This window comes from Bacteroides sp. LFL-34 (genome assembly GCF_027257075.1).
In the GTDB taxonomy this organism is placed as follows: domain Bacteria; phylum Bacteroidota; class Bacteroidia; order Bacteroidales; family Bacteroidaceae; genus Bacteroides; species Bacteroides ovatus.
In genome coordinates, this window is record NZ_JAPQKZ010000114.1 from 1 (window position 1) to 2,557 (window position 2,557).

General features: G+C 53.2%; 1 protein-coding gene. It reads right to left on the reverse strand.

Annotated elements, in window-relative coordinates:
* Positions 1–836: 836 nt before the first annotated feature.
* Positions 837–2,546 (reverse strand): fimbrillin family protein, encoded by a 1,710-nt coding sequence (locus N5O98_RS27005; protein WP_117808930.1) that lies wholly within the window; start codon positions 2,544–2,546, stop codon positions 837–839.
* Between the last annotated feature and the right edge of the window lie 11 nt (positions 2,547–2,557).

Here is a 2,557-nt window from a genome sequence, read left to right on the forward strand (position 1 = left end):
GAAGCGGTTGATTTCACGGTTCTCCCGTTCCAGCAACTCCAAGTCGCGCCATTCTCCGAGCCACGTGCAGATGATGCCGCCCACCAGCAGGACTATCAACAGATAGCCTGCGGCAAGCAGCTTGCGGAAATGCTTGGTAGTGGTAACGAATTGTTCGCTCATTTGCTGTTTGTGTAAATACCGTTATTCAACATACGCATATAGGTCGTGGAACTTCGCAGGTTCATGGATGAGAATGGCGGCCATGCTACCGATGACCGCCATAAGTATGGCATAGCCGAAAAATATTTTATATCGCAGCGACACTGTTTGTTGATGAAAAATATAATTGGTTAACTAAATATCAATATCACAGGATAGTGATCCCCACCCTTCATATGATATCTTAGTACACATGTTCTTAGCTGTAATCTGCTATCGATAAGGAAATAATCTAATTCTCGACTTGAAATATGTGTTGGCATACCACAACATGCAAAATTAGCACTATTTCCCGGCCTACTCTTGGTACCTGTGTAAATATTCTGATAATTCGCTTGGAGTCATATTCATGTCCCCACCAATAATAAATGGGTGATTTGCGGATGATACCAATTTATTTATATCTATAGCACCACATCCGGATTGGCAATGAATGGTATAAATTTCAAGGCCTCTATAATTAAGACCAATAGACCACCGACCTGTTCCTGACTGCGCATAAGAATAGGAAGGGCTAAAATTTATATCTGCAATGACACCAGTATTACTCCGTGTGTTCCATCACGTCCTCCTTTCTTTATTGGGGTTATACTTCGGTTCTTTCCGTTGCGGACGGAACTTTTTCCGCCCGACGTTTACTGCTTCCTCAAGGTGGGCAATGCTCCGGTGAGTTCGTAACGCCACTCTGAACCTGCGTTCTGCAAGGCGGTGTTCATGGCATCGACGGCTTTCTGCCAGGTAACGCTGGTGCCGTCCACCTTCGTAGCTTCGGGGGCGGTGCCTACCTTTTTGTAGCCGATGCCTTGTTCCTGATTGTTCTTCCAATAGCAGGCGGTCACGGTGGTGGAGTTATATCCACAAAAGCCGCCGATATACACATTGACGGTGCTACTACCTGTACTGGTTACGTTGCCCGTGGCATAGCAGGCAAGGATGCGGCTTCCTCCGTTGAATCCCACCGCACCGCCGACATCGATATTATTTTGGGAGGCTATTTCTAAGGTCACGTTGCCCGTGGCATAGCAAGCGGTCATGGTGGCATTCGAATTCGTCTGACCTGCCACGCCGCCGACATCGACCATTCCCTTCACTGTGGCAGATGAACTGCATCCGGTGATGGAACCGCCCCATTGAGCACCCACCACACCGCCGACGTACACCGTGCCGCTGACGCTGCCCGACACCGAGCAGTTTTCAATAGTGCCCCGGCTAAATCCTGCCACGCCGCCAGCCTGGCTCGACCCGTTATTGCTTGTTATCAGTACGCCCTCCATCACCACGTTCTTCACCGTACCGGCATTACCGATATAGCCGAACAGACCCGCATATTTGTCATTTGTCGTAACGGTCAGCCCCGTGATGGTATGGCCGCCGCCGTCAAAGGTGCCCGTGTATGAGTTTTTGAAGCTTGTGCCTATCGGCGTCCAGCCTTTGCCCGTGAGGTCAATGTTTTTGTCGAGGGTAATGTTAATGTCGGTCTTACCTCCGTTCACTAAATCGGCTACATGCATCAGGCCATCGGCGGATGTCACGGTGTAGCTGCCGTTGCCCTCTATGGTATATCCCGGGTCTTTTGCCGCAGTGAGGGAGACTGTGTAGGTATATTCACCGCCCGCCTGCCAGTCGGTAGCATTCTTCATCTTATAAACGAAGGTCTTGCCGTTAGTGAAGGTGCTGGTAATGAAGGTCGTGCCAGCTGCCACACTTTGCGGGGCTACAAGAGCGGTGTAGGTGTTGCTGCCCTTGTCATACGGGGTGATTTCGGCTGGGTTGTCGCCTTCGGTGGAGAGCCCCGTCAGCTGCACGGATGCCAGCCCCTCGGTGTAGTCCGTCAGAACGATGGTCACTCGCGCCGTGCGGTGGGTGAAGCGGAGCGTGGGGCTACCGTAGGTCACCGTCTGTCCGTCGGCTACGATGAGGTCGCTGCCCTCGAAGTCTTTCCGGGCACTTTGGTTGGCTTTTACCTTCACAGCAGAAGGGGTTGTCTCGCCAGCGGTGTAGGGCCACCACGCTGTGACGGTGATGTCTTTGCGGTTGGTCCAGTAGTGCGGGTCGGTGGAGGTCAGCGTGGCGCTGGCGGGGTCGGCGGTGGAGGGCGTCACGTTGTACGTCTTCACCGTGCCGTCCATCAGGACTGCCACGCTCTGCACACCCTCCCAGTCGCCGTCCACGGTGGAACGGGTATTGGCGATGGCTGTCGCAGCGGGGTTCAGCCCCGTGGCGGTAAAGACGATGGGTGTGCCTTCCGCCCCTTCCGGCAGGAAGCCCGCTTCGTCCTGCGTGCAGGCGGCAATGCCGAGCAGCAGGGCTATGGCTGCAGATGTATGGATGATTGTTCGTTTCATGATGCGTGTTG

What these genes read in the sequence shown, in the direction of transcription:
- N5O98_RS27005 (WP_117808930.1), bottom strand. Translation starts at nt 2,546, where the DNA reads ATGAAACGAACAATCATCCATACATCTGCAGCCATAGCCCTGCTGCTC.